At 32.6% G+C, this 19144-nt stretch carries 18 protein-coding genes; 13 read left to right on the top strand and 5 right to left on the bottom strand.

The genetic code is table 11. The features are described 5' to 3' along the window. Window positions 1-81: 81 nt before the first annotated feature. The 3 genes from ACXAHM_RS22375 to ACXAHM_RS22365 all read right to left on the bottom strand — a co-directional run bounded on the left by ACXAHM_RS22375 (window position 82) and on the right by ACXAHM_RS22365 (window position 2626). The gene (locus tag ACXAHM_RS22375; protein ID WP_474965190.1) at window positions 82-486 is read right to left on the bottom strand and encodes a hypothetical protein; all 405 of its coding nucleotides are present in this window, start codon (window positions 484-486) and stop codon (window positions 82-84) included. A gap of 376 nt (window positions 487-862) precedes the next feature. Next, on the bottom strand, window positions 863-1402 hold the full coding sequence (locus tag ACXAHM_RS22370) for an HNH endonuclease (protein WP_474965186.1): 540 nt from the start codon (window positions 1400-1402) through the stop codon (window positions 863-865). A 138-nt stretch (window positions 1403-1540) separates the two neighbouring features. Then, window positions 1541-2626, bottom strand: coding sequence for an Ldh family oxidoreductase (locus tag ACXAHM_RS22365; protein WP_474965182.1), 1086 nt, complete (start codon window positions 2624-2626; stop codon window positions 1541-1543). 189 nt (window positions 2627-2815) lie between these two features. Here ACXAHM_RS22365 and ACXAHM_RS22360 point away from each other — a divergent pair, with 189 nt between their 5' ends. After that, on the top strand, window positions 2816-3811 hold the full coding sequence (locus ACXAHM_RS22360) for a glycosyltransferase (RefSeq protein ID WP_474965178.1): 996 nt from the start codon (window positions 2816-2818) through the stop codon (window positions 3809-3811). Between the two features lie 65 nt (window positions 3812-3876). Next, a complete protein-coding gene (locus ACXAHM_RS22355) occupies window positions 3877-4404 on the top strand; it encodes a D-glycero-alpha-D-manno-heptose-1,7-bisphosphate 7-phosphatase (protein ID WP_474965174.1) in 528 nt (175 codons plus the stop codon). 47 nt (window positions 4405-4451) lie between these two features. On the opposite strand, the gene ACXAHM_RS22350 is transcribed toward ACXAHM_RS22355, so the two are convergent. After that, entirely contained in the window at window positions 4452-4937 is a 486-nt protein-coding gene (locus ACXAHM_RS22350) for a GAF domain-containing protein (RefSeq protein WP_474965171.1), read from the bottom strand. 183 nt (window positions 4938-5120) lie between these two features. Between ACXAHM_RS22350 and ACXAHM_RS22345 the strand changes: the two genes are divergently transcribed. The 6 genes from ACXAHM_RS22345 to ACXAHM_RS22320 all read left to right on the top strand — a co-directional run bounded on the left by ACXAHM_RS22345 (window position 5121) and on the right by ACXAHM_RS22320 (window position 14389). Further along, window positions 5121-6581 carry an SGNH/GDSL hydrolase family protein gene (locus tag ACXAHM_RS22345; RefSeq protein ID WP_474965169.1) on the top strand — a complete coding sequence of 487 codons (1461 nt, stop codon included), beginning with the start codon at window positions 5121-5123 and terminating at the stop codon, window positions 6579-6581. Further along, the gene (locus ACXAHM_RS22340) at window positions 6565-7854 is read left to right on the top strand and encodes a GDSL-type esterase/lipase family protein (protein ID WP_474965167.1); all 1290 of its coding nucleotides are present in this window, start codon (window positions 6565-6567) and stop codon (window positions 7852-7854) included. The genes ACXAHM_RS22345 and ACXAHM_RS22340 overlap by 17 nt, the downstream gene beginning before the upstream one ends. A 419-nt stretch (window positions 7855-8273) precedes the next feature. Further along, window positions 8274-9524 carry an OmpP1/FadL family transporter gene (locus tag ACXAHM_RS22335; RefSeq protein WP_474965165.1) on the top strand — a complete coding sequence of 417 codons (1251 nt, stop codon included), beginning with the start codon at window positions 8274-8276 and terminating at the stop codon, window positions 9522-9524. A 30-nt stretch (window positions 9525-9554) separates the two neighbouring features. After that, window positions 9555-11360: a hypothetical protein gene (locus tag ACXAHM_RS22330; protein WP_474965163.1), complete on the top strand. Its 1806-nt coding sequence runs from the start codon at window positions 9555-9557 to the stop codon at window positions 11358-11360. A 149-nt stretch (window positions 11361-11509) separates the two neighbouring features. Next, on the top strand, window positions 11510-13309 hold the full coding sequence (locus tag ACXAHM_RS22325; RefSeq protein ID WP_474965161.1) for a chloride channel protein: 1800 nt from the start codon (window positions 11510-11512) through the stop codon (window positions 13307-13309). A 51-nt stretch (window positions 13310-13360) separates the two neighbouring features. After that, the gene (locus tag ACXAHM_RS22320; protein ID WP_474965159.1) at window positions 13361-14389 is read left to right on the top strand and encodes a hypothetical protein; all 1029 of its coding nucleotides are present in this window, start codon (window positions 13361-13363) and stop codon (window positions 14387-14389) included. Here ACXAHM_RS22320 and ACXAHM_RS22315 read toward each other — a convergent pair. After that, entirely contained in the window at window positions 14386-15069 is a 684-nt protein-coding gene (locus ACXAHM_RS22315; protein WP_474965156.1) for an arylesterase, read from the bottom strand. The genes ACXAHM_RS22320 and ACXAHM_RS22315 overlap by 4 nt on opposite strands. A gap of 130 nt (window positions 15070-15199) precedes the next feature. Between ACXAHM_RS22315 and ACXAHM_RS22310 the strand changes: the two genes are divergently transcribed. The 5 genes from ACXAHM_RS22310 (at window position 15200) to recF (ending at window position 19139) form a co-directional block, all read left to right on the top strand. Further along, on the top strand, window positions 15200-15631 hold the full coding sequence (locus ACXAHM_RS22310) for a hypothetical protein (RefSeq protein ID WP_474965151.1): 432 nt from the start codon (window positions 15200-15202) through the stop codon (window positions 15629-15631). A gap of 86 nt (window positions 15632-15717) precedes the next feature. After that, window positions 15718-16248: a DinB family protein gene (locus ACXAHM_RS22305; protein ID WP_474965149.1), complete on the top strand. Its 531-nt coding sequence runs from the start codon at window positions 15718-15720 to the stop codon at window positions 16246-16248. 9 nt (window positions 16249-16257) lie between these two features. Next, entirely contained in the window at window positions 16258-16983 is a 726-nt protein-coding gene (locus tag ACXAHM_RS22300) for an NRDE family protein (protein WP_474965147.1), read from the top strand. Beyond that, window positions 16980-17990 (top strand): hypothetical protein, encoded by a 1011-nt coding sequence (locus tag ACXAHM_RS22295; protein WP_474965145.1) that lies wholly within the window; start codon window positions 16980-16982, stop codon window positions 17988-17990. The genes ACXAHM_RS22300 and ACXAHM_RS22295 overlap by 4 nt, the downstream gene beginning before the upstream one ends. Before the next feature lie 66 nt (window positions 17991-18056). Continuing rightward, complete coding sequence (gene recF / locus ACXAHM_RS22290) at window positions 18057-19139, top strand: DNA replication/repair protein RecF (RefSeq protein WP_474965143.1); 1083 nt, start codon at window positions 18057-18059, stop codon at window positions 19137-19139. The last annotated feature ends 5 nt before the right edge of the window (window positions 19140-19144 follow it).

Here is a 19144-nt window from a genome sequence, read left to right as displayed (position 1 = left end):
TTGTTCTTCTTGAAAAAAGAAACTTAATTATGAACTGAGAAAGAAATTAAACTCTGAATTAAAAACGAGACAGCGTTCAGTTTACACTCCCTCAATGGTAGCGTTTGATAAATCTTTCATTTCAGTTATCATTCTTCCTGAAGCATCTTCAGTTTGTGCCAAAAGGCCTTCAGCTTTAGTATTTATTGATTTTGCTGAATCTTTTGAAAAAGAAGATGCATCTTTTACAAGTTCATAAGATTGTTTGGCAGTAGAATCAAGAAATGTTTTTACAGATAAGTCTTCTATGTTAAAAGAAACATTTTCTGATGCTTCTTTTTTTTCACCTTTTACGGTTACTTGCTCAACTTTTTGAGCAGTTTCCTCTGTAATAGCTTTTAAAACGTTATCTTCTTTTTTAGGAGAAGTACGTTTGGAAGGAGTTTTACTAGCTGTTTTACGTCTAGTAGTTCTTCTTGCTGTTGTTTTTTTTCCTTGTTCTGCCATAACATTCGTATCTATTTATCTTACTTTAAGAGGTAGTTTCTGAACTGAAATTGAGTTTCTTATGTAAATATAAATATGAATGATTGTTTATTCACTATAAAGTTGATCTTATTTTTAATACTTATTTATATTTTTAGTAAAAAAGTAAATAAACATTGTTTCAAAATTTCTATAATGTCATATATCAAGAGTTAAAAGCTAAAACTTTAATGTTAACTGATTAAAAAAGTTACTTCATTGCTTTGATAAGATTTAAAATCAAAAAAGTAGTTCTGTCAAAAATTAAAAAAGAGTAAGCACTTAAAAATACACTAAAAATGAAGTAGCTTATTCTCTAATATAATAAAAATTATTTGATGTTGTAGGATATCATGATTTAATCATCCACCTTGTTTATACTTTTAGTAGAACCAAAAAGCTCTTTTGATTTTTTGTTGTAAGCTTCAGCAGCTTCTTCGGCACTCGGATAAATACCTAAATCATATCGTTCACCTTTAGAATATAGAACAGCTCTATATGTCTTTTTGCTCACTTTTACTACACCTCTATAACCTGTTCTGTTATTGTGATGTTTTTGATTTCTTCTCAACTCAGCCATAGTAACCCATTCAAGATTTTTTTCTCTACAATCCAATGGATTACCATTTTTAATTCTAACAAAAAGGCGTTTGTTAGCCTCCTCTTTAGGTACAAACTTTTCTGCGATTAGTTTGTGTAGATAGATGGTGACGTTTTTATAACCTCCCTGTGGTTTTGGGAAGTTTTTTTGAAAAAAAACATAGCCACTAGCATGTAACCTTAGGTTTTCAAGTAAGTTAAGTTGACGATAGTATTCATTTTGTTCGATAAATTCATAGGAACTATCAGACAATAATACATGCTCGTCTGCATTTTTTAGCTTCACTTTATAAAGCATCTTTTAATTGGTTTGTTAGTTGAAAAATGATAAAAAGGTAACAGGTCTATTGTATAGATGTCAATTAAGCTAAGTCGATTGCTAAGTTACTTTAGTAAGGAGTAGTTGATGTAGGTTTAACAGTAAAATAAGATTAGTCTAAAGTGTTAGACTAAACTTACTACCAACTTCCTCTAAGTCTTTAATTACTGGCGATAAAACGGGGATTCCCTCAGTAATTCTAACTTTTTCCATTTCTCTTTCAGGATCACCAGGAATCAACACACGTTCTTGACCTTCTACAGTTTCAGCAGATCTAAAACGTCTGATCCAATTATCCATATGAGATTTAAACTCTTCTTTAGGTCTAAAGCCATCGACACGCATTGCTCCAAAGAAATGTCCTAAACCTTCTCCAACAGGATCTTCAGGTAAAGGTAAGAAACTAACAAATGGAGGAGCCCAAGGGCCATATCCTGCACCTGATAATACAGAAGATAGAATATCAACCATACTACCCAAACAGTATCCTTTGTGGCTACTTCTTACTCTATCACTACCTAATGGTAATAATGCACCACCGCTTTTTAATGCAGCAGCATTTGTTGAAGAAATACCTTCTTTGTCTTGAACCCAACCAACTGGAGCATCTTCTTCCTTACGTTGAAGAATTTCCAATTTACCATTTGCTGCTGTTGTAGTAGCGAAATCTGCAACGAAAGCAGGTTCCTCTCCAGCAGGAATAGCCATGGCAATAGGGTTTGTTCCTAATAATCTTTCTTTGGAAAAGGTAGGTGCCACAAGCGGACTAGCATTAGTCATTGAAAGTCCGATCATATCATGTGCCAAAGCCATCATTGCATGATAACCAGCAATGCCATAATGATTGCTATTTTTGACAGAAACCCAACCTGTACCAACTTGTTCAGCTTTGTCAATTGCGATTTGCATAGCCTGTGGAGCGACCACTAAACCTAAACCTGCATCACCATCGACAGTTGCTGTACTTGGAGTTTCGTGTATAATTTTTACTTCAGGAGTTGGATTTATTCTACCCGCTTCCCAAAGTCTTACATATCCAATCAATCGAGCAACTCCATGTGAATCCACTCCTCTCAAATCTGCAGATAATAAAACATTTGAAGCAAGTTCTGCATCTTTTTCAGGGCATCCCATTGCTAGAAAAACGTTTTTACTGAAGTCTAATAGAGTTTTATAAGGAATTGTATTAATTACAGTGGACATAGATAAGTAATTTTATGAATCAAGTCAGTAGTGCTGACATTAAATTATACACATAAAAATTAAGAAAAAATGCCTTCTTTTGAAGGGGATATGGTATCTCATTAATTTTGCACTAATTTACCAACTTTGTATTAACCAACAAAACAGAGGTTTTAAGGTAAAGGCATATTTTAACACGTTTATTAAGGAATGAATCAACAATTAAATGTAAGTATACTCGTAGCTGCTCGAAATGAGGAAGTTACATTAGCATCTTGTTTGGAAAGTCTTCTTCAACAAAATGTTAATAACAATGTATATTTTAATATTTTAATTGGAGATGATGATTCTGAGGATAATACAGCACAAATTGCTCACGAATTCGAAGATAGATACCAAAACATTAAACTAATTTTTATTGATCAAAATACGTCATTAAAAGGAAAAGTGAATGTATTAGATCAGTTGACGAATCATACTAATGCAGACTATTTATTATTTGCAGACGCTGATGTGGTTTACTCTTCCGAATGGTTACAATCTATGTTGGATGAATTATTGAAAAAAGATATTGTTACAGGGACGACAATTGTAAAAAATGGTAGTCTTTGGGATGATTTTCAAAGATTAGATTGGATGTATGCATTAAGTCTGTTGAACATTTTATCCTTTTTTAAAATCCCAGTTACAGCCATGGGAAATAATATGGGGATAAAAAGTAAGGCACTACAACAGGTTGGAGGTTTTAAAAATGTGCCTTTCTCTGTTGCTGAAGATTTTACCGTTTTTAAATTAATTATTCAGAACAAAGGAACATTTTCTCAATTATTTTCAGAGAATGTATTAGCCATAACAGGATCAGTAGAATCAATAAATGGTTGGTTACATCAAAGGTGGCGATGGATGCAAGGAGCAAAGAAAATTCCATTTGCATTAAAAATACTCAATTACCTTAATGTTCTTATTTATCCATTACTGTTTTTGATAGGGATGAAAGAAGGAGTGTTTTTAAGTAGTATTCCTGTTTTATATAGCCTGAAATTATTGTATTTGATTTTTATCCAAATCCGTTTAAAAGTTAGAATCAGCTGGAAAGTGACACTGCTTTTCGATTTCATGTATCTTATTTTTTATGCATCATTATTAATTTATGGGTTGAATAATCCGAAGATATCTTGGAAAGGAAGGCTTTATAAATCCGAATAGATGAAGGTTTAATGAAGATAACTATTAAATTTGTGCGAATTATTTCATTTCAATAATCATTAAAGATGAATAAAAATAAGTGCGTTTTTCTAGATAGAGACGGAGTATTAAATAAGGACTACGTAGACTATGCTTATACTTTAGAAAAGTTTGAAGTTCTTCCAGGAGTTCCTGAAGCGTTACAAAAGTTGAAAGATGCTGGATTTACCTTAGTGATTCTGACAAATCAGTCAGGAATCGTTAAAGGCATTTATAAGAAAGAAGATGTATATATCTGTCATGATGCATTACAAAAAGCATGTAATAATGCGATTGATGATATGTTTTATGCACCTTTACATGAAAAATGGTCTAACTCACTTAGCCGTAAGCCAGGTACATTGATGTTTGAAAGAGCAATCTATAAGTACAATGCAGACATGGAAAATACATGGATGATTGGCGATAAGGAAAGAGATCTAATTCCCGCTGAGAAAGTAGGAATCAAGTATAGAATTCAAGTAGATAATCCTATGGTAGAAGGTTCAGTAGCGACACATTATGCTAAAAATCTTTTAGAAGCTGTAGACCAAATTATCTTAGCAGATAAATAAAAAAATAAGGACATCTTTAAAGAAAGGTGTCCTTATTTTTTTGGAAATTAATTCCATTTAGAACTTAAATACTGGCATAAGTCCTCAAGATATTTTTGATCTACTTCATTAAACATATTGAGTTGATCACTGTCAATATCTAATACCGCTACCACTTCATTATTGACAATTACAGGGATAACGATTTCTGATTTTGAAGCAGAACTACAAGCGATGTGTCCTGGAAATTGCTCAACATCTTCTACTACAAGTGTTTTTGCTTCTGACCAAGTTGTACCACAAACACCCTTACCTTTTTTGATACGTGTACAAGCTATCGGGCCTTGAAATGGACCCAACACTAGTTCATCTTCCTTAATGAGGTAAAAACCTATCCATAAATGATCAAAAGCTTCTTTTAATACAGCACATGTATTACTTAGGTTAGCAATTAAATCAGATTCAATGGAAGTTAAACCTTTGATTTGAGGCAAAATGCTCTCATATATATCTATTTTGTTACCATTTTCTGGTAAAATTAATTCTTCAGCCATAATGGATTCTTTTTTTTGCAAAACTACAAGTATTGTTGATATATAAGAAAGAAATTGATAGTTCGTTCAAATATATTTTTTCTAAATTTGAGTAGTATTTTTTTTATTTTAATGTAGCTTTAATATTACAAGAAGTGAAGCACTAATTATTTCTCCCTACAAGTCTAACCTACAAAAAGAAGAATGAAGATAACTCCATTAAAAATATTACAGATTCTAGTTTATATCGGCTTAATGCTCGGCTTGGTGCTAATGATGTCTCCTGAAGAAATAAACCTTTTCGGAACAACTATTAGAATCCCAACTTCAGAAGATGTTTTGCCTGAAAGTATGCTTGAAGATGAAAAAGAAGAGTTAATTGTTGATGTTGAAGAATATGAGGAAGAAGATTCTCTTACAGTAGATTTAGAAAGTATTTCAGAAGAGTCGTCTTGGACACCTGTAGAGGAAAAACCTTTAACAGTAAAAACACCTAAAGGCGCTGTAGCTATAGAATATCCTGATAGTAACCCTTATTGTTTGGATCATTTTTTTGAGGGATTGTCATCTATTTCCGAAAAAGGAGAATTAGTTAGAATTCTTCATTATGGTGATTCCCAATTGGAAGGTGACCGTATGACCGAGCAATTGAGAAGAAATCTCCAAGAACAATTCGGTGGTTGCGGAGTAGGATTAGTGCCAATAATGGAACAAAAAAATAGAAGAACTACATTGTCTCAAATGTATTCAGATAATTGGGAACAATTTTTATGTTTTGGTCCAAAAAAATATAGAGGTAAACATAATGATTATGGCTTTTTTGGTAAATATTTCACTTATGAAGGTGAAAAAGGAAGTATTAGCTTTGAGCCAGCCCCTTATTCAAAAAAGTCTCATAAACAGTTTGAGTATTTTAATGTTTACTTGAGAAATACTGTTGCAGATGTACAAATTGATTATATCATGAATGCAGCAACAGGTAATCCAATCACAGTTAAAGCATCATCGGAAAGTAAAAAAGTGAAGCTACCTATTTCTGGAGCATTAGGACAATTAGAAGTATCCTTTACATCTGATGTATCTCCAGAGGTATATGGAGTAAGTTTTGACTGTAATACAGGCATAGCAGTTGATAATATACCAATGAGAGGATCTTCAGGAACTGATTTTACAAAAATAGACAAGACACAATTTTCAGAATTATTAGCCACAACAAATACAGATTTATTAATCTTGCAGTTTGGTGTTAATGTGGTTCCTCAAGAAGCTACAAACTATAAATTTTACGAACGTCTATTACTGAAACAATTGAAATACTTCAAAGAAGTAGCTCCTGATTTAGATATTCTAATCATTGGTGTTTCCGATATGGCAAGAAAGGATGGTTCGAAAATAGAATCGTATCCAAATATAGATGCTATTAGAGCAGCTGAAAGGCGAGCAGCAAAACAAGTAGGAGTAGCTTATTGGGATTTATATTTAGCAATGGGTGGTAAAAACTCAATTGTCAAATGGGCAGATAAAAAGCCAGCTTGGGCAGGAAAAGATTATACACATTTTACAAGAAAAGGTGCAAATTACATTGGAGACATGCTTCATAATGAACTAGTAAGAGAATACCAACGCTACAAAAATAGAATATCTTCTAATGCAGCAACAAAGTAATAATCTATCGAAAAATCAGAATTTGATCATTAGTATTAAATTACTTTTGACCATAATATTACTTTGTGTATTTTCTATTCCAGCATCAAAATCTTCGAATAAGAAACCTTTTGTCGTATATGACTTTATTAGAATGGATGCGAATAAGCTTCATGTTTATAATGACTCCATTCTTTTTAATTCATTTATAAAAAAACTAAAGAGGTTAGAAGAAAAAGGAGAAGGTAAAGTTGAAATACTTCACATTGGTGATTCTCATATTCAAGCTGATTTATTTTCTGGTTGGGTGCGAGAAAGCTTTTATGATGATGATCGATTTCCAATGGAAAGTAGAGGCTTCTTTTTTCCTTATAAAGCAGCTAAAACGAATAATCCATATAATTTTTCCATTTCTAAAGTAGGTAATTGGCAGGGTAAAAGAGCATCTATTAGTTATCATAAAAGTGAATATGGATTAGCAGGAATTACTGCTAGAACAAAAGAAAAATTTGCTTCGCTGACAGTAGATATAAGTGTAGATTCTCTGAGAAATTTTAAAGGGAATAGAATAGAAATTTATTACCCAACTGAAGATAAGACTCAATTTGATCCACAAGTAATCCCATTTGAGCACACCAACCTTTTAGAAGTGAAAAAGGAAAATGGTAGAAAGATATTTATTTTTGATACTGCAGTTTCAAAATTTCAGTTGGCTTTCAAAAAAGAAGAATCTAGCCAAAATAATTTTCTAATTAGAGGTATTAGAGTTTCAAATACAAGAGCAAATGAAATGGTGTACAGTTCATCTGGAGTAAATGGTGCGACTGTCAAAACCTATTTGAAATGCAAAGACCTAGAATATGAATTCAATACTCTTAACCCAGATTTATTAATAATATCATTAGGAACAAACGATGCCTTCCATTCATTGGATAAAAAGAAATTCAAGGAAAACTATAAAAAATTAATTTCTAGAATCAGAGCATCAAACCCTTCATTACCTATTATTTTAACTACTCCTGGCGATAATTTTAGAAAGTCTAAATATCTAAATAAAGATAACGTTAGAGCATCTGAAGTAATTTATGCATTAGCAAAAGAGGAAGATTTAGTGGTCTGGGACTTTTATCAGGTAATGGGAGGTTTAGGATCTATAGAAAAATGGAGTAGCTTATCAATGACTGCTAAAGATAGAGTGCATCTCAATAAATACGGGTATCAATACCAAGGAAAACTATTCTACAAAGCTTTTACTGATTATTACGATTCTATTAAAGGTAATGTATATCTGTAATCGTTAAATATAAATGAATGTTTATTCATTTAAATAGTATTACTAAAATACAATTTTGACTAAATACATTATTTTTAACGTGACATATACTAACGATTACATAATAATGAGTGTATATTTATTCAATTTTAATGAGTGTTGAGTGTTATTTAGGTTGTTTATTTTAATTAATATTAAAAAACAACTATCAGTTTTGTTGAATTTTTTTAATAAAAAATATAATTTTACGTAGTATACTCAGTATAAGTGTGAAAAGTACGTGGGATTTTTTGCGGAATATTTGCACTTTGCGAAGAGTAAACCTATTATTGTTGAGAACAATTTGTTATGCAAACATAACATTTTATTCATCTGAAATTAAGAGCTAAGTCTAAACTTAATCTCGAAAACAACAACTACATCATAATCTATTTTATTTAATGAAACTTAGAAATCTACTGTTATCTTTAGCGGCAGTTTGTCTTGCACAAGCTACATTTGCTAATGGCTTCCAAGTACTGCTTCAAGGAACAAAACAAACAGGACGTGGTAATGTCGGCGTTGGTTACGGACCAGACGCATCAAGTTTATTTTTTAACCCAGGTGCTCTTTCTTTTTTAGAAAGTAGTCAAATTCAAGTTGGATTCAGTCCTGTATTCTCAAACATTTCATACAGAGGTGTTGAAGGTACTCAAAAGTATCAATCAGAATCACCAATGGGTACACCATTTCATGCATATGGTGTTTTTAGACCATCAGCTGATTCACCTTGGGCTTTTGGTTTAGGTGTATTTACACCATTTGGTTCTACAGTATCTTACAGTGAAGACTGGACAGGTAGATACTCATTACAAGAAATTTCATTACAATCTATCTACTTCCAACCAACTGTATCTTATAGAATTGGAGATAAGATATCAATTGGTGCTGGACTAGATATTGTAAGTGGAAGCGTAGCTTTCCAAAAAGCTAATGCAGTACCAGGAGGTGATGTTACATCTAAAATTGAAGGAAGTACTATTGAGTACGGTTTTAATGTTGGTGTATTTGCTCAAGTAACTGAGAAATTTTCAATTGGTGCAAATTACCGTTCAGGTGTAGATATGTCTGTTGAAGGTGGAGATGCTACTTTTGATGTACCAAATGCTTACATCGCAGGTCAGATTGGAATGCAAGCAGGTATTAATAAAGATAAATTCGATGCAACTTTACCTCTACCACAAACGATTGCTATCGGTGTTGGATACAATGTAACAGACAAATTAGCTCTAGCATTGGACTTTAACTACGTAGGTTGGAGTGCATACGATTCTCTAAAAGTAGATTTTGATACTCATTCTTCAAACAATATTCGTTACGCAAGAGAATGGCAAGATTCATACATTATCAATTTTGGTGTAGAATATAAAACAACAGATGCATTAACTGTAAGAGCAGGTGCGTACTATGATACAACTCCTCTACAGGATGGTTATTTGACACCTGAATCACCAGATGCGAACTCTTTAGGATTAACTATTGGAGCATCTTACAGAATTGGAGATCATTTTGGTGTTGATGCAGCTTTCTTGTATGTAAGTAAAGAACAAAGAGAAAATGTAATTCCAGAAGGTGTATCTACAGGTGGATTAAATGGTGTTTACAAAGCTTCAGCTTATATACCTACGATCTCATTAAATTACAATTTCTAATTCAACCAATCCTATCAATTTTAGAATAACATGACTTTTAATAAATATAAATCATTACTAGCAGCAGGAGCTATTGCATTTCTTTCTGCTTGTACAACAGAAGTAGATGATTTTACACCATCGGGTGGATCTTCTGTTGGAGAACCGATTGACTACACAACATATGTAGCTTTAGGTAATTCATTGACTTCAGGTTATACAGATGGTGCTTGGGTTGCTGCAGCTCAAAACAACTCATATCCTCAGTTAATCGCTAACAGCTTACAAGAAGCTGGTTTAGGTGCACAGGATTTTAATCAACCACGTGTAGATTATGATTCTCCTTATTTTGGAGCACCTTTAATCTTAACAAACCAAGGACCTTGTTTTGATTGTACAGTTCCAGTTGCACCAACACAAAATATTTATGGTGAACATGGTGGTTTCCACAACATGGCCGTACCAGGTATTAGAGCAGTTGATATGGCAGTTCAAGGGTATGGTTCTGTTAATCCTTATTTTGGTTATTTCCAATCAAATGCAGGAGCATCAGTTCTAGGAGATGCAGTAGCAATGAATGCTTCTTTCTTCTCTATGTGGTTAGGTGCAAATGATGTCTTAGGATATGCTACAGCCGGTGGATCTAAAGGGTCAAACGATATGATGCAAGCTACAGCAATCACTCCTGTAAATTTATTTAAGCAGTCTATCAATGCAGTATTAGATGCAATGATGGCTAATGGAGCTAAAGGTGTTATCTTAAATGTGCCTGATATTACTGAAGCAGCATTATTCAATACAGTCCCAGCATTCTTGGAAGTTGATGATGCAACTGCAGCTTCAGTTAATCTATTAATGGCTAGTTTAATTGATCCACAAATTGAGGCTCAAGTTACTGCTGCATTACAAGCTGAAAGTGGAACTGTTCAACAATTAATAACACCAAATCCTTTATTAGGTGGGGCTAACTTTACAGCATATGCGATTTCAGTTTTAGCCGGAGAAGGTAATACTGAACCAACATCAACTGATATTGCAACTAAAATTGTTTATTTACAAGTTTACCAAGAAGCTATTGGTGGAGGAATGACACCTGAACAAGCAGATGGTACAGCGAATGCCTATTTATTATCTGAAACTGGTCAAGAAGCAGTTACAGGTTTAGTTGCGTTGGGTGTCAATACATCATGGGCTGCAATGACTGGTACTCAAGAAGAAGTTGATGGAATTATTGCAGCAGCGATTCCTGTAAATACTGCTGCTACAATTGAAGCATTGAAAGCAGCAAAACAATATCCAGTATTTGTTGGTGGTGTGAATATGTTACCAGTAATGGATGCTTCTTCAGCAACAGGTATTTTACAACCTGAAGAAGGTTCATTGTTAACACTAAATGCATTACCGAAGTTGACACAACTTCAATTATTATTAGCAGGACAGATTGCACCTCCAGCTGATTTATCTGAAGTATTACCAGTTGTAGCAAATGGTGAAGCTTTATTGAAAGCAGATGTAGATTTAGTTAAATCAACAATCGAAGAGTATAATGTATTCTTAAGCGAACAAGCGACTGCAAGAGGTTTAGCATATGTAGATACTAAATCAATCATGAGTGCTGCAGCAACTGAAGGTATTACAATTGACGGAGTAACTTACACTACAGCTTACTTAAGTGGTAACTTATTCTCTTTAGACGGTGCTCACTTAACACAAAGAGGATATGCGGTAATTGGTAACTATACAATCCAAGCAATCAACGCTAAGTATGGTGCTAAAATCCCTCAGATCCAACAAAATGATTTCCCAGTTGTAGAAACTGTGCCTACTTCTGATGTAAGTAGCTTATTACTGAATTAGTATTAAAGAAAAAATTTTAAGAAGTCACCTTTCTTTTCTTGAGGAAGGTGACTTTTTTTGTCTAGTATTTTTGTAAGTTTACTTTTTGAAAGTTGTGCGTGATCAATCAGCTGAATCGAATATTATAATCTGATTACTTTAATAGATAAATGGCAAAACAGAAGTTAGTTGAAAAATTATTAAATTTAAGAAGGGTCCATCTCTCAGATAGGAATTTTATTCTTATTGTGAGTAGTATGGTCGGTATTGCTTCTGGTTTAGCTGCTGTTTTATTAAAATTGTCAGTTCACCATATTCATGAAAAACTAACACATTATAATTTTGGAGACAATTGGGGGTTATTATTATTCCCAATTATTGGTTTAATCATAACTACATTAATTGCCAAGACATTATATAAAGAAAGTAGTGTTGGTCACGCAATTACTGATATTCTTCACGATATTTTTAAAAACAATAGTAATATTGGTAAAAGTAAGATCTATTCAAGATTTGTGACATCAATGTTTACAGTTGGTTTTGGTGGTTCTGTTGGTCTAGAGTCTCCAATTGTTCTTACAGGTGGTGCAATTGGTTCAAATATCGGCCAATCCTTTTTATTAGATTATAAGACAAAAACGTTAATGATTGGCTGTGGTACAGCAGGTGTAATCTCAGCAATCTTTAATGCACCAATAACAGGTCTAATCTTTAGTATTGAAGTAATTCTAACAGGTGTTTCGGTTGCCAACTTTGTTCCTTTATTAATTTCATCTGTAAGTGCAGCTATTGTTTCTTCATTAATTGTTGGAGAAGAAGTACTTTTCTCTTTCAAAATTACGGATGAATTTCAAGCACAGAATATTCCTTTCTTTATTATTCTAGGTGTTTTAGCAGGATTTATGTCGATTTATTTTAATCAGACATTACATCAAATGGAACATCTAATGGAAGAAAAGTTTCCAAATAGATATAGAAGAGCTTTACTAGGTGGTATTTTACTTTCGATAACGATTTTTATATTCCCTCCTATTTATGGTGAAGGTTATGAATCAATAAAAGCATTGCTGAATGGTCAAGAACATCATTTATTACAGCGAGCAGAATTATTTGAATCCATAATTCCCAATACAAAAGCTTGGTTGTTCCTCGCGTATATTATTATGATTCTCTTTGCAAAAGTAATTGCAGCTTCATTAACGCTTTCTTCAGGTGGTAGTGGTGGTACTTTTGGTCCTGCCCTAGTTATCGGAGGTTTAACTGGTTTTGCTTTTGCTCGTTTTGTCAATCTTCTTGGCGTAGCAGATCTTCATGAGTCTCACTTTATTTTGGTAGGAATGAGTGGTGTGTTATGTGGTGTGGTTTACGCTCCTTTGACAGCTATTTTCTTAATCGCTGAAATTACCGGTGGATATACTCTATTTGTTCCATTAATGTTAGTTTCTGCTATTGCATATACTACTGTTAGTGTTGTAAATCCTGACGCACCGCATGTAAGTACATTAAAAGCAAGAGGTGATTATCTGAAAGGAGATAGAGACATGCAAGTTCTTGATCGATTAAATATTAATAAATTAATTGAAACAAATTTTGTAACTGTTCCTGTTCGAGGGATGTTGAGTGATCTTGTAAAAGCAATCAGTATCTCACAACGAAGTGTATTTCCTGTAGTTGATAGTGAAGGAGTTCTAAAAGGTATTATCACTTTGGATCAAGTAAGAGAAATTATGTTTGATCAAAACCAACAAGAATCTGTGAAAATTGCTAATGTAATGATGCAACCTCCAAGTATTGTTTATTATGGAGAAAGAATGCAGAGTGTAATGCAAAAGTTTGAAACAGAAGATGCATGGAACTTACCAGTAATTGATCAAGATAAAAAATACGTTGGTATGGTTTCGAAATCAAGAATATTTAGTGTTTATAGACGTCAACTTCAGAGATTAAATAAAGAATGGGTAGGAAATTAACCTATATCTTTTAATCGATATGCCTACAAGGTTAAAAAAAGAATTATCATAATGAGTGAGTTTGAAATATATCTAACAAAAAAACGAATTGATGCCAATGCATTTAAAGTTTCAGAACCTGAAAGATATGCTGAATGGGAAACTTTATTTATGAGTGTGCATCCTAAAAGTTTCACTCAACAAAAACTTTTTTTAATTAATCAAATTAGAAGAAGATATTGGTTAGCAGAAGCGGTAAAAGTGGAAGTACCTAAGCCAAAAGCGAAAACAGCTGTTGTTAAAAAAACAGTGAAACCGAAAGCAATAAATTCACCTAAAGACAGTGCTGAAGAAACAAAGACAAGACCTAAATTTAGACCCAAAGTAAAACCAAAGACAGTTGATAAAGGCGAAGATGTAAATTCTACAGCAGAGGTAAAGAAACCTTCTCGCCCAATGATAAAGAAAAAGTCTTCTACTGATTCACAAGATACTTCGACAAAAAAAGTAGTGCGACCAGTTATCAAGCGAACAGTTTCAGATACACCAGAAGGAGAAGTAAAGAGACCTGCACGTCCAGTAATTGGCAAAAAGTCTACACAAGAAAGTGCTGCAGAAGTACCTAAAAAAGCAGTCCGTCCAGTTATCAAGCGAACAGTTTCAGATACACCAGAAGGAGAAGTAAAGAGACCTGCACGTCCAGTAATTGGCAAAAAGATTACACAAGAAAGTACTACAGAAGTACCTAAAAAAGTAGTCCGTCCAGTTATCAAGCGAAAAGCCTTAGATACACCAGAAGGAGAAGTAAAGAAACCTGCACGTCCAGTAATTGGCAAAAAGTCTACACAAGAAAGTGCTATAGAAGCACCTAAAAAAGCAGTCCGTCCAGTTATCAAAAGAAAAACTTCAGATACAACAGAAGGAGAAGTAAAGAAACCTTCACGTCCAGTAATTGGCAAAAAGACTACACAAGAAAGTGCTACAGAAGTACCTAAAAAAGTAGTCCGCCCAGTTATCAAGCGAAAAACTTCAGATACAACAGAAGGAGAAGTAAAGAAACCTGTTCGTCCTATTTTCAAAAAGAAAAAAGAAGAGGATTAAAGAATTGGCTTGAGTGCATTCATTACATTTTCAGCAACGATTTTTGCCCCATCAACATTGGGATGAATACCATCTTCTTGATTTAAGGTTGGCTCTCCTGCCACATTTTCAAGTAAGAAATCTAATAAATATGTATTCTTTTCTTTAGAAACTGTAGGGAAAATCGTTTTAAACTCATCAAAATAAGTTTGTCCCATATTTGGAGGAGGAACAATACCAGTAAGTAGAATTTTACAATTAGGATTTACTTTTCTTACTTTATCTATTATACTTTTCAAATTAGCAGATGTATTTTCGGTTGAGATTCCTCTTAATGCATCATTTCCTCCTAAAGCTAGAACAAAAATATCAGGTTTATTCTGACTCAAAATCCAATCAACTCGATCATTTCCACCTGCTGTAGTTTCTCCACTTAATCCTGCATTAATACAATTATATTGAATATTAAGGCTGTCATATGCTTTTTGAATAACTGAAGGATATGCATCTTCTTTTTCTAAACCTAATCCAGCAGTAAGGCTATTACCAAAGAAAATGATATTTTTCTTGGAATTTTGAGTATTTAAAGTCTCAGTTTTAGCTTTTTTTGTCGTTTTATTGTGATCGTTAGTTGAAGAGTCACAGCTATAAAAAAATGTTGAGAATAAGATAGGTAAAATTAAAAAAGTGATATTTTTCATTATTTCTTGCAAGTGTATTTTCATGTGTAATTTTCTTCTCAAAAATTACGACTTATATTCTAAATTGCCAATACTAATTTAACCACTCAAAAGTTTTACTCTTTTATTACCTAATTTTATTTCCAACACAATGCAAAAAGATTTTAAAATCCATAAAGTATTGTCGTATTGGGCATTGAGAATTGTCCCTGCTGTTATATTACTACAATCTTTATTATATAAATTTGGAGATGACCCTGAATCAGTTTATGTGTTTAAAACAATTGGTCTAGGCGATGACTTCCGTTTATTAATAGCTGTCATAGAGTTTATTGCTGCATTTTTATTGGTATACCCTCCTCTTTCAAAAGAAGGTGCTCAGATTTCATCAATAATAATGGGTGGTTCCCTATGTGTATTTATTATAATTGGTGTTGATTTGCCTGTTGAAGGTGGTCATTCTGATGGTTTACAACTTTTTGGAATGACTTTAGTAACATTATTAACCTCCTTATTAGTGCTAAATCAAGAGTATGATAAGGATATTAACTTAAAAAAATCAGCATACTTCGATTTTGAATAGAATAATTCTACTATTATTTATAATTTTAAGCTGTTTTATTAATTTTGGATAAGACAGCTAATTTTTTTGCTCTTTATATTAAATACATGAATAATACTGTAATAAAATCTGCAGTTGAGCTATCTGAACAACTCCGTAGTTTATTGACCCAATTATCAGAAGAACAATACATTGCACCATTAGATTTATTTTCACAATCATCTATTGGGCAACATACAAGGCATATCATTGAGTTTTACCAATGTTTGTTACATAGTTTTTCGTTAAAATCTTCTGTTTGTTATGAAGATAGGAAAAGAAATATTGCGATTGAGCGAGATATTTGGGAAGCATCACTTAAATTAGATGAAATTGTAAATTGGTTGAACTCACTTACAAATGCTCTAGAAGAATTAGAGTTATTGGTAAAAGATTATCAAGAAAATGAAGTGAGAGAATGGTTGACCCCTAGTACATTAGCTAGAGAAATCCATCATTGCAATGAACATGCAGTTCATCACTTAGCGATCATAAAAATTGGGTTAAAGCATTATTTTCCCAATATTCAATGTGGTGATAAAGTTGGAGTAGCAAAGTCTACATCAGCTTATAAAGAAGAACAACAGTCTCAGAGATAATAAAAGATTATGTGTACACTTACATTTGTACCTACTTCACCTACATCTTACATCTTTACCTCTAATAGAGATGAAAGAAAAAGTAGATCTTCAGCTTTTGCACCAACAATTCATAAAGGGAAAGAAGTGAAGTTTTTAGCTCCTATTGATGGACAAGCATTAGGGACTTGGTTGGGAGCTTCCGAAGAAGGAAGAGTAATTTGCCTTTTAAATGGAGGTTTTGAAGGACATATTCCTACACCTCCTTATAGACATAGTAGAGGAAAGGTTGTCATTGATGCACTAACAGCACCTGATGCAATAAGTTATATTGAAGCGTATAATTTTGAAAATATAGAACCGTTCACGTTGGTTGTTGTTGAAATTAAATCCTCAACAGAATTATTACAATTTGTATGGGATGGACAAGAAAAGCATATCTCGAAATTAGATGGTTCTCAACCACATATTTGGTCTTCTTCTACTTTATATTCTACTGAACAAAAGAGAAACAGAACTGACCATTTTATGAAATGGTTAAAGGAAGAAGAAAGAAATGAAAATGAGATATTATCAATTCATGAGAGTTTAGATATACCAGACCATCTTGGATTATCTATGGAAAGACCACAATACTGTACAGTCAGTACTACTCAATTAAAAGTAGATATTATGTCAGTAAATATGTTCTATCACGACAGACTTATACAGGAAAAAGATAAGTTAACATTGCCTTTTACATTAATAAAATCATGAATTTAAAACCTGATTTTAAACATAGAATATTAAAATGGGAGTTTTGGCCCTTCTATATTTTTTATATTCCAGTATACTTCTACTATTTTATTTTATCAGCTAAGTCAAAGTCAATGAGCTTTATGACTTTAGCTAACCCGGGTATGAAATATGGTGGCTTCTTTAATTATTCAAAATATGATGCATTAAAACAGCTGCCTCAAAAATATTTACCGCAATCTCATTTTTTTGAAAAATCACCCTCACTGATAGAGGTGAAAAGTGTGATGAATCATTTGAATTTATCTTATCCAATTATTCTTAAACCTGATGAAGGAGAAAGAGGAAGCGGTGTAGAAAAATTGAAAAATGATAAAGAGGTAGAAAATTATCTTGCCTCAAATCCTGAAGGTATAATTTTACAAGAATTCATTTCTGCTAAACATGAATTTGGTATCATGTATATCAAATATCCATCGGAGAGTAGTGGTAAGATTACCTCTGTTGTTTATAAGGGCGAATTATATGTCATTGGCGATGGTAAAAGTACTTTACTAAACCTTTTTGAAAACCATAATAGAGCTATACTTTATATTGATTTTTTAAAGGAAAAATATCGAAAAGATTTAAATCTTGTACTTCCAAAAGGAAAAGAATTCATGTTGTCAAAAATGGGAAACCATTGTAGAGGGGCAATTTTTAATGACGCAAATTACCTCAAAGATGAGTTGGATATTACTATTTTTGATACGATATCTTCTCAGGTAGATGAGTTTTACTTTGGCCGATATGATGTGAAAGCTGAAAATGAAGAAGCACTAAAAAGAGGTGAATTTAAAGTGATGGAATTGAATGGAGTGAATTCAGAACCAGCCCATATTTATGATCCCAACAATTCACTTTTTAATGCTTATAAAGACCTATTTGCACATTGGTGGTCTATCTATGAAATTAGTAAACAAAATAAAGCAAAAGGATACCCTCAAACTTCTTTTCCTACATTAATTAAATCACTTTTTGAAAGGTAAATATCTATTAAGATTGTATTACCAAAAAAATAACTAATTTTGCAGCTCAGTAAAATTAGAATATAAATGTATCTGGAAAGACTATATCTTAAGGATTTTAAAAGTTACGATGAGTTTTCTATTACCCTTAAAGATGGAGTAAATTGTATAATTGGCCCCAATGGAGTTGGTAAAACTAACTTAATTGATGCGGTCTATATACTTTCTATGACAAAAAGTGCCTTTAGTTTTACTGAAAATCAAAATGTGAGACATGGATGTAAATCTTTTGCTTTATCAGGTACATTTATCCAGAAAGACCAGAAGGATATAGTCATTTGTCAGTACGATAAAACAAAGAAAAAGATAAGTCTCAATGCTAAAGAGTATACACGGTTTAGTGAACATTTTGGGAAATTTCCTTGTGTCTTAATAGCACCAAATGATACTGATTTACTTCGAGAAGGTAGCGAAATCAGAAGAAAGTATTTTGACAGTGTAATTTCACAATTTGATAAAGAATATCTTCAATCTTTAATTAATTACCAAAGAGCATTAGTGCAAAGAAATCAACTTCTTAAAAACTTTCATGAGAACAGACAAATTCCCAATAAAGATTGGGTAGCACCTTATGATCATGTATTAATTACTGAAGGGATTAAAATAAATAATAAAAGGAATGAATTCTCAGGTAATTTTTCTAAGCTTTTTCAAGAAGCCTATCACTTTCTTTCTGATGAAAAAGAAGAAGCAACTATAAAGTATAAATCAGATTTCAATGAGCATGAACCTAAAGATCTATTTCTAGAGTCTTGGGAGAAAGATGTTATACTCCAAAGAACTACAAAAGGTATACATAAAGATGATTTTGACTTTAGATTGTTTAGTTATCCATTAAAAAAGTATGGATCACAAGGACAACAGAAGTCATTTATTATTGCCTTGAAATTAGCGCAACATTCCTTTCTTAAAAAGCAACTTTCATCAACTCCGATATTGTTATTAGATGATATATTTGACAAATTAGATGACAATAGGATTGAAAAATTGCTTCAATTAATAAAAGATAAGAACTTTGGACAGATAATTTTGTCTGATGCTCGACCTGAACGGTCTAAGTCATTGATAGAAGATATTTCAATGCCTTTTAATGTAATTGAAATAGATTAAAATAA

It is taken from the genome of Flammeovirga sp. AWQ4_249, assembly GCF_056161045.1.
This window is presented reverse-complemented; position numbering and strand designations above follow the sequence as displayed.

Excerpts from the sequence above, each read along its gene's own strand:
- ACXAHM_RS22305 (WP_474965149.1), top strand. The coding sequence starts at position 15,718 with ATGAATAATACTGTAATAAAATCTGCAGTTGAGCTATCTGAACAACTC.
- ACXAHM_RS22325 (WP_474965161.1), top strand. The coding sequence starts at position 11,510 with ATGGCAAAACAGAAGTTAGTTGAAAAATTATTAAATTTAAGAAGGGTC.
- ACXAHM_RS22330 (WP_474965163.1), top strand. The coding sequence starts at position 9,555 with ATGACTTTTAATAAATATAAATCATTACTAGCAGCAGGAGCTATTGCA.
- ACXAHM_RS22320 (WP_474965159.1), top strand. The coding sequence starts at position 13,361 with ATGAGTGAGTTTGAAATATATCTAACAAAAAAACGAATTGATGCCAAT.
- ACXAHM_RS22340 (WP_474965167.1), top strand. The coding sequence starts at position 6,565 with ATGCAGCAACAAAGTAATAATCTATCGAAAAATCAGAATTTGATCATT.
- ACXAHM_RS22355 (WP_474965174.1), top strand. The coding sequence starts at position 3,877 with ATGAATAAAAATAAGTGCGTTTTTCTAGATAGAGACGGAGTATTAAAT.
- ACXAHM_RS22310 (WP_474965151.1), top strand. The coding sequence starts at position 15,200 with ATGCAAAAAGATTTTAAAATCCATAAAGTATTGTCGTATTGGGCATTG.
- ACXAHM_RS22365 (WP_474965182.1), bottom strand. The coding sequence starts at position 2,626 with ATGTCCACTGTAATTAATACAATTCCTTATAAAACTCTATTAGACTTC.
- ACXAHM_RS22370 (WP_474965186.1), bottom strand. The coding sequence starts at position 1,402 with ATGCTTTATAAAGTGAAGCTAAAAAATGCAGACGAGCATGTATTATTG.
- ACXAHM_RS22300 (WP_474965147.1), top strand. The coding sequence starts at position 16,258 with ATGTGTACACTTACATTTGTACCTACTTCACCTACATCTTACATCTTT.
- ACXAHM_RS22375 (WP_474965190.1), bottom strand. The coding sequence starts at position 486 with ATGGCAGAACAAGGAAAAAAAACAACAGCAAGAAGAACTACTAGACGT.
- ACXAHM_RS22295 (WP_474965145.1), top strand. The coding sequence starts at position 16,980 with ATGAATTTAAAACCTGATTTTAAACATAGAATATTAAAATGGGAGTTT.
- recF (WP_474965143.1), top strand. The coding sequence starts at position 18,057 with ATGTATCTGGAAAGACTATATCTTAAGGATTTTAAAAGTTACGATGAG.
- ACXAHM_RS22345 (WP_474965169.1), top strand. The coding sequence starts at position 5,121 with ATGAAGATAACTCCATTAAAAATATTACAGATTCTAGTTTATATCGGC.
- ACXAHM_RS22315 (WP_474965156.1), bottom strand. The coding sequence starts at position 15,069 with ATGAAAAATATCACTTTTTTAATTTTACCTATCTTATTCTCAACATTT.
- ACXAHM_RS22350 (WP_474965171.1), bottom strand. The coding sequence starts at position 4,937 with ATGGCTGAAGAATTAATTTTACCAGAAAATGGTAACAAAATAGATATA.
- ACXAHM_RS22335 (WP_474965165.1), top strand. The coding sequence starts at position 8,274 with ATGAAACTTAGAAATCTACTGTTATCTTTAGCGGCAGTTTGTCTTGCA.
- ACXAHM_RS22360 (WP_474965178.1), top strand. The coding sequence starts at position 2,816 with ATGAATCAACAATTAAATGTAAGTATACTCGTAGCTGCTCGAAATGAG.